5 protein-coding genes are annotated in these 7,051 nt (G+C 72.0%); all 5 read left to right on the top strand.

Going from position 1 to position 7,051, the window contains the following annotated elements; all coding sequences use genetic code 11:
* The first annotated feature begins 34 nt into the window (after positions 1–34).
* The 5 genes from alr (at position 35) to VLK66_RS14350 (ending at position 6,894) form a co-directional block, all read left to right on the top strand.
* Entirely contained in the window at positions 35–1,189 is a 1,155-nt protein-coding gene (gene alr / locus VLK66_RS14330; protein ID WP_325310117.1) for an alanine racemase, read from the top strand.
* Positions 1,190–1,306: 117 nt separating this feature from the next.
* Positions 1,307–2,599, top strand: coding sequence for a hypothetical protein (locus tag VLK66_RS14335; protein ID WP_325310118.1), 1,293 nt, complete (start codon positions 1,307–1,309; stop codon positions 2,597–2,599).
* Positions 2,596–3,786 carry a hypothetical protein gene (locus tag VLK66_RS14340; protein WP_325310119.1) on the top strand — a complete coding sequence of 397 codons (1,191 nt, stop codon included), beginning with the start codon at positions 2,596–2,598 and terminating at the stop codon, positions 3,784–3,786. The genes VLK66_RS14335 and VLK66_RS14340 overlap by 4 nt, the downstream gene beginning before the upstream one ends.
* A 610-nt stretch (positions 3,787–4,396) precedes the next feature.
* Positions 4,397–6,049, top strand: coding sequence for a S41 family peptidase (locus VLK66_RS14345; RefSeq protein ID WP_325310120.1), 1,653 nt, complete (start codon positions 4,397–4,399; stop codon positions 6,047–6,049).
* The gene (locus VLK66_RS14350; RefSeq protein ID WP_325310121.1) at positions 6,049–6,894 is read left to right on the top strand and encodes a sulfite exporter TauE/SafE family protein; all 846 of its coding nucleotides are present in this window, start codon (positions 6,049–6,051) and stop codon (positions 6,892–6,894) included. Before VLK66_RS14345 ends, VLK66_RS14350 begins: the two co-directional genes overlap by 1 nt.
* Positions 6,895–7,051 lie beyond the last annotated feature (157 nt).

The following is a 7,051-nucleotide window of genomic DNA, read 5'->3' on the forward strand; positions in this document are numbered from 1 at the left end:
CTAGAATACTCGGTTTGTGTCTGATCCGTCAACGGTGGTTTCGCGGTCCTGGGTAGAGGTGGACGAAGCGGCGCTCCGGCGCAACCTGCGCCGCGTCAAGGACGCGGCCGGGCCGGGCGCGTCCGTGGTCCCCATGCTCAAGGCCAATGCCTACGGGCTGGGCGTGGAGGCGGTGCTGCAGATGGTCCGCGCGGAACTGTCCGCGGATGAGCTGTGGGCCGTCGGCATCGCCGCGGTGCAGGAGGGGGAGCAGCTGCGCGCCCTGGGATGGACCGGGCGCGTCGTCGTGTTTGCCCCCGCGCCCCCCGGCGAGTTCGACCGGGCCGCGGACGCGGACCTTACCCTGGCCCTTTCGGACCTGGACGGCGTGCGACGCTGGGCCCAGGCGGCCCGCGAGAGGGGACGCCGCCTGGCGTTCCACGCGGAGATCGACACGGGGATGGGTCGCGCCGGCTTTCCGTTCGCGCAGGCCGCTGAATGGGGGCGCGAGGTGGATGCGCTCGCGGCGGACCTTTTGGAGTGGGAAGGGTGTTTCACGCACTTCCATTCCGCGGACGAGCCGGACCTGGGCCCCACGGACGCGCAGGAGCAGCGCTTTCTGCAGGCACTGGACGAACTGCCGCCCCCGCGCGACGGCGTGGAGCGAAGGACGATCCACAGCGCCAACAGCGCCGCGGCCCTGCGCAGGAACGGCTTTGGGCTGGACCTGGTTCGCCCGGGGATCTTTCTCTACGGCGGATCGGCGGGGCCGGGGGCCATGCCGGAAGCGGTGGCCGCGCTGCGGGCCCGCATCGCCGTCGTCCGCGACGTGCCGGCGGGATGGAGCTGCGGATACGGCGCGACCTACACGTCGCGCCGGCCGGAGCGGTGGGGCACGCTGGCCATCGGCTACGGCGACGGGCTGCCGCGGGCGCTGGGCTCTACCGGGGGCGAGGCGCTGGTGCACGGGCGCCGCGTTCCCATCCTGGGCCGCATCTCCATGGACATGACCGTCGTGGACCTGACGGACGTCCCGGATGCGGGGGCGGGCGACGTCGCGACCCTCTTTGGCCGGGACGGCGGGGAGGAGATCGGGGTGGACGAGGTGGCCGCGAAGGCCGGCACCATCTCGTACGAGGTCCTCACCGGGCTGGGCGCGCGGCTGCCGCGCGTGTACGTGGACGGAACGCGGAGCCCCGGCCGCGCGTAACAGGCACACCCGCGGCGGCTACGGCCGGACGTCCGGCCCCGGCCGCCGTGGTTTTTTGCGGACGCGAAATCCCTTCTGCGCCCGCCACCAGCACGACCCGTGATCTCTCTGCATCGGATGCAACGCCGTATTCTCTTTTCCGGCCTGCTCGCCGCGCTGGCGCTGTCGGCGGCCGCCTGCACGGACGACACGCCCACGTTCACGGGCGAAGACAACTTTCCGCCGGGGGCCACTCCCGTCACGCGCGAGGTGATCTTTCCCGCGTCGGAGTTCTTCCGCGTCCTGGGGACCTACGCCGGCTACACCCGCGCGTCGGACCTGTCGGCCGTGGTGGTGGCCAACCAGTTCGACGAGGGGCTCAATGCCCACGCCCTGGCCCGATTCGGCCCCTTTCCCACGGAGGTGACCTACCGCCGCGACGGGGTGGAGAAGCGCGACCGCGCGTTCAACTACACCACGAGCACGCTCCTGCTGCGGGTAGACACGGCGGCCAGCACGCCGGGCCCGGTGACCGTGCAGGTGTGGCGGGCGGCCCAGGAGTGGGAGCGCACGAGCGCCACGTGGACCACGGCCGTGGACACGGGCGCCGTGGAGCGGGCGTGGACGGAGCCGGGCGGCACCCGCGGGGCGCTGCTGGCCGAGGGCACCTTCGCGGGCGACTCGGCCGCGGGCGACACGCTGGTGCTGGCCCTGACCGGCGCGTCCGTCGCGTCCCTGGCCGACACCCTCACGGGCGAGGGCGTGGTGGTCACCACCAGCACGGTGGGCGGGCGGCTGGAGATCTTCGAGATGGTGCTGCGCATCGGCGTCCGGCCGGACAGCGCCCTGCCGGACACCATCCTGGTGCAGAACCTGGGCTCCGCGGCGGACCGCACCACGGTGTACACGCCGGAGCAGCCCACGGACCCGGGGGTGATCTCGGTGGGCGGCGTGCTTTCGGCGCGCACGCTCCTGGAGCTGCGGCCGGACCAGCCGGTGCCCAACTGCGCCCTGGGCGTGGTGTGCGGCACGGTGCCCCTGCGCGACGTGCTGCTGAACGAGGTGTCGCTGCTGCTGCGGCCCCTGGACGTGCCCAACGGGTTCGACCCGCTGGGACCGGTGCCCCTGTCACTGCGGCTGGTGGACGAGGTGGGGCTGGGCCGGACGGCGCCCCTGGGCGCGCGGGTGCTGGGCGACGACCTGCAGCGTACGCAGATCCACAGCTTCGTGGAGGGTGATTCGCTGGTGGTGCTGCCCATCAGCAACCTTGCCCGCAGCCTGGCGCTGGCCGACACGCTGCCGCGCACCTTCGCCCTGGTGAGCGAGCTGGTGGGCTTTACCCAGCCGCCCACGTTCGGCGTCGCACGGTTCGACGCGGAGCCCCGGCTGCGCATCATCTACACGCTTCCCGCCCGCCGCCCACTGCCATGAGCCGCTCTCGCATCGTATGCGCCGCCACCGTGGCGGCGCTCGCCCTCCTGGCCGCCCCGGCGGCACGGGCGCAGTCCGGGCTTTCGGCACGCGGGCTGGGCTACCCCCTGGAGGGGCTGGACGCCCGCGCCCGCGGGCTGGGCGGCCTGACCACGGGGCTGCCGGACCCGCACCTGTCGCTCATCAACCCGGCGTCCGTGGTGGGCATTCCCGCGGCGGGGCTGTCCGTCACCTTTCAGGGTGACATCGTCTCGTCGCAGTCCGCCGGGCGCGACGAGGACTTCTCCACCTCGCGCTTTCCCGCCATCCAGGCCGCGTTCCCCATCACGGGGCGGCTGGTGGCCACGGTGGGATACGCGGCGGTGCTGGACCAGAACTGGGCCGTGAGCCGCCTGGACAGCATCCAGCTGGGCGGCCAGAAGCGCCTGGTGACGGACGTGTTCCGCTCCGAGGGGGGCGCTGCCCGCCTGCGCCTGGGCGGCGGCTACCGGGTGCTCCCGCGGGTGGACGTGGGCGCGGGACTGGACATCTACACGGGCGCGCTGCGCGACAGCACGCTGCGCACGATCAGCGGCCTGCCCAACATCGCCCTGCAGGGCACGGACTACACGTGGCAGGGGCTGGGCTACAGCGCGGGCGCCCGCTGGCGGGGCAACGCGGTGAGCGTCTCGGCGGCCGTGACGGGCGGGGGCCAGCTCAAGGCGGAGCCGGCGGATTCCGGCGTGACGGGCGGGACCTACTCGCTCCCCGTCACGTTCGACGTGGGCGCCAGCGCGCGCGTCACGCAGCGCACGCTGGCGGCCCTGTCGGTGCGCTTTGGCCAGTGGTCGTCCATGAACGACGAGCTGCTGAGCGACGGCGGCTCCGGCGGCGGGGCGGGGTACGGCGGCGGGGCGCAGGACGCCCTGCAGGTGGCCGGTGGCCTGGAATACGAGGGGATCCGCTTCCTGGGCCGGCCCATCCCCCTGCGCGTGGGCGGCCGCTACGCCAAGCTCCCCTTCCGCTATAGCGCGGACTCCGAGTTCCCCGAGGAGCGCGCGGTCACGGGCGGCCTGGGCGTGCTGTTCGGCGGCGGTGCCGCGGCGCTGGAGCTGAGCGGCGAGCGCGGCATGCGCGGCGGCGACGCGGCCGGGCTGGAAGAGTCGTTCTGGCGCGTGTCCTTTTCCCTGGCGCTGCTGGGCCGCTGAGCCTCCGCGGGCCTGACGTAGAAAGCGACCCATCGGATCGCAGCGCCGGGAGCGGTAACGCCGCCCCGGCGCTCGCGCGTTGGGGAGCAAGCCGGAGCGGATTCTGGACGTGCGATTGCGGGGATGGGTGCTTGCAGGCGCACGGCCAAGGATATTTGAACGCAGAGTTCGCAGAGAACAGAAAACGCAGAGAACAGATTGAGTTTTTCTCTGCGAACTCTCTTTTCTACTCTGCGAACTCTGCGTTGAGATCTTTTTCTCGCTCTGCACGAGAAATTCAGGAAGCGATACAGCCTTTCCGCGCTGCTCCGCGTGAGACAGGAACCCGGGATCCAGCTCGCGGTGGATGTGCGGGGCGAGGGAGCACAGCCCGCCGGAGCACAGCGTGCACGCCCCATCCAGCGTAGCCGTAAATCAGGCCTGTTCCTTGCTTTCCACCCGCGGGAGCAGGAATGCGCGGACAAGGGCATGAGCGGCGGGTTAGGGCGCACGGAGCGTCAGAAACATTCCTGCCGGGACGGTTTATCAGGCGGGTAGCGGGACCTGCGCCGGGAGCATCACAGCGCGGGTCCCTTTCACAGGGGTCTTCCCGAGGAGTACCGGAGGTCCGATGAAGCTCAAGCGTACCGTAGTCGCACCCGCCATGGTGGCCGGCGTCGCCCTCGTATCGGGCGGCTGGCTGCTGCAGAACGGCGTGGGCGGCCAGCAGAGCGTGTTTCAGCGCGCCCGCATCTTCGACGAGGTGATCAACTACGTCGAGAGCCGGTACGTGGAGCCGCATTCCTCGGCCGACCTGTACGAAAAGGCCGTGGAGGGGATGCTCACGGAGCTGGGCGACCCGCACACCACCTTCATGTCGGCGGAGGAGTACGAGGACCTGCACCGCCAGACCACCGGCGAGTACGGCGGCCTGGGCGTGCAGATCTCGTCGCGCGACGGCTGGGTGACGGCCGTGGCCATCCTTCCCGAGACCCCGGCCGAGGCGGCGGGAATGCGGGTGGGCGACCGGTTCCTGGAGATCGACGGCCAGACCGCCGAGGGGCTCACGGACGACCAGGCGGTGCGCCGGCTCAAGGGCCCCGCGGAGTCCAACGTGACGCTCAAGGTGCAGCGCGTGGGCGTGGCGCAGCCCATCAGCTTCACCATCACGCGCAAGGTCATCCACCTGAAGTCGGTGCCGTACGTCTACATGGCCGCCCCGGGGGTGGGGTACGCCAACCTGATCATGTTCAGCGAGACGAGCACGGACGAGCTGCGCGCGGCCATCGACACGCTGCGCGCGCAGGGCGCCCGCTCGCTGATCCTGGACATGCGCAGCAACCCGGGCGGGCTGCTGGACCAGGGCGTGGGGGTGAGCGACCTGTTCCTGCCCCGCGGCCAGGAGATCCTGGAGACCCGCGCCCGCGACCCGCGCGAGAGCGAGACGTACGCGGCGCGCACGCCGGAGTCGTACGAGGGACTCACGGTGGCGGTGCTGGTGGACGGCTTCAGCGCCAGCGCGGCGGAGATCGTGGCCGGCGCGCTGCAGGACCACGACCGCGCGGTGGTGCTGGGCACCACCACGTACGGCAAGGGCTCGGTGCAGTCGCTGTTCCCGCTCTCGGGCGGCAACTTCCTGAAGATGACGACGGCCAAGTGGTACACGCCGGTGGGCCGCAGCATCCAGAAGGAGCACCGCGCCGGGCAGGAGATGGCCATGGAGGAGCAGCCGGACGCCGTGGGCGCGGACGGCATGCCGGTGGCGGCGGACACGACCAAGCGCGTGCCGTACCGCACGGACAGCGGCCGCACGGTCTTTGGCGGCGGCGGCATCGTGCCGGACCTGGTGGTGCGGCAGGACACGGCCAACGCGGCGGAAAAGGCCTTCTTCGAGGCGGCTTCGTCCAAGGCGGCCAAGTTCCAGGACGCGCTGTTCAGCTACGCGGTGGCCTACGAGCGCAGCCAGCCCAACCTGCGGCCGGACTTCGCCATCACGCCGGAGATGCGGCGCGCCTTCTACGACCGCCTGCAGGCCAACGGCGTGACGATGAGCTGGGCGGTCTACCAGGGCGCCCAGCGCTTCATCGACGCGCAGCTGACGGAGGAGATCGCCCGCAGCAAGTTCGGGGCGGCGGTGGCGGCGCGGCGTGACGACACGGAAGACCGCGTCCTTCAGGAGGCCATCCGCCTGCTGCAGGGCGCGCCCACGCAGCAGGCCCTGCTGCGCGCGGTGCAGCGCCAGCCGCAGTCGGCGGTGCGCCAGGAGGCGGCCGGCCGCCGCTGATGGACCCGGCGGCCCTGGCCGCGGCCTTTGGCGTCGGACTGCTCACCGGCCTGCTGTCGGGGCTGGTGGGGATTGGAGGAGGGGTGCTGATGGTGCCCTTCCTCTACCTTTTTTATGCCCATGCAGCATGGGCGGGGGTGCGGCTGACGCCGGAGGTGGCCACGCTGGCGGCGCACGCCACCAGCCTGTTCGTGATCCTGCCCACGTCCGTTCTCGGTGCGTGGGCCTTCGGGCGCACGGGGCTGGTGGTGTGGCGCGCGGCCGTGCCCATCGGCGTGGCGGCGGCGCTCGCGGCGGTGGCGGCCGCGCAGGTGGCCGACCAGTTGGACCCGCGCTGGCTGCGCCTGTCGTTCGGCATGCTGCTGCTGGTTTCCGGCTGGCGCCTGTATCGCACGCCGGGGCCCGCGGTGGAGGGTGCGGACGCGCCGGAACGGCCGGTGCATCTGTCCCTGCCGGTGACCACGGGTGTGGGTGCGACCATGGGCGTGTTCTCCGCGCTGCTGGGCGTGGGCGGCGGGGTGGTGGGCGTTCCCCTGCTGATCCACGTGGTGCGCCTGGAGCTCAAGCGGGTGGCGGCGACGTCGCTGGCCATCGTCACGGCGACGAGCCTGGGCGGCGTCGCTGCGTACATGGTGGACGGGCCGGCGTCGCCCGTGCGCCCCGGGTGGAGCGTAGGATACGTGGACTTCGGGGTCGGGCTGGCGCTGGTGGCCGGCACGCTGCTTTCGGTGCGATGGGGCACGACGCTGAACCGGCGGCTGAACCCGCGCACGCTGGCCGTGGTGTTCGCGCTCCTGTTCGCCGTCTCCGGTGCGCGGCTGGTGATGGGCAACCTGCCGTGGTGAGGGGCGGGGCGTCGGCCGAACACGCTCGGCAAACCACGCCGGCAGATGGGAGCAGCCGATCGCGTCGCTTCGCGACGCGGGCCCTCTCCCCCGCCGGCCTTTTGCTCGTTCCTCGCAACGGCCGTCGACCCCTCCCCCAACTTCGGGGGAGGGGTTG

It is taken from the genome of Longimicrobium sp. (genome assembly GCF_035474595.1).
Taxonomy (GTDB): domain Bacteria; phylum Gemmatimonadota; class Gemmatimonadetes; order Longimicrobiales; family Longimicrobiaceae; genus Longimicrobium.

Coding starts and splice junctions, on each gene's coding strand:
- VLK66_RS14340 (WP_325310119.1), top strand. CDS start 2,596: ATGAGCCGCTCTCGCATCGTATGCGCCGCCACCGTGGCGGCGCTCGCC.
- VLK66_RS14335 (WP_325310118.1), top strand. CDS start 1,307: ATGCAACGCCGTATTCTCTTTTCCGGCCTGCTCGCCGCGCTGGCGCTG.
- VLK66_RS14350 (WP_325310121.1), top strand. CDS start 6,049: ATGGACCCGGCGGCCCTGGCCGCGGCCTTTGGCGTCGGACTGCTCACC.
- VLK66_RS14345 (WP_325310120.1), top strand. CDS start 4,397: ATGAAGCTCAAGCGTACCGTAGTCGCACCCGCCATGGTGGCCGGCGTC.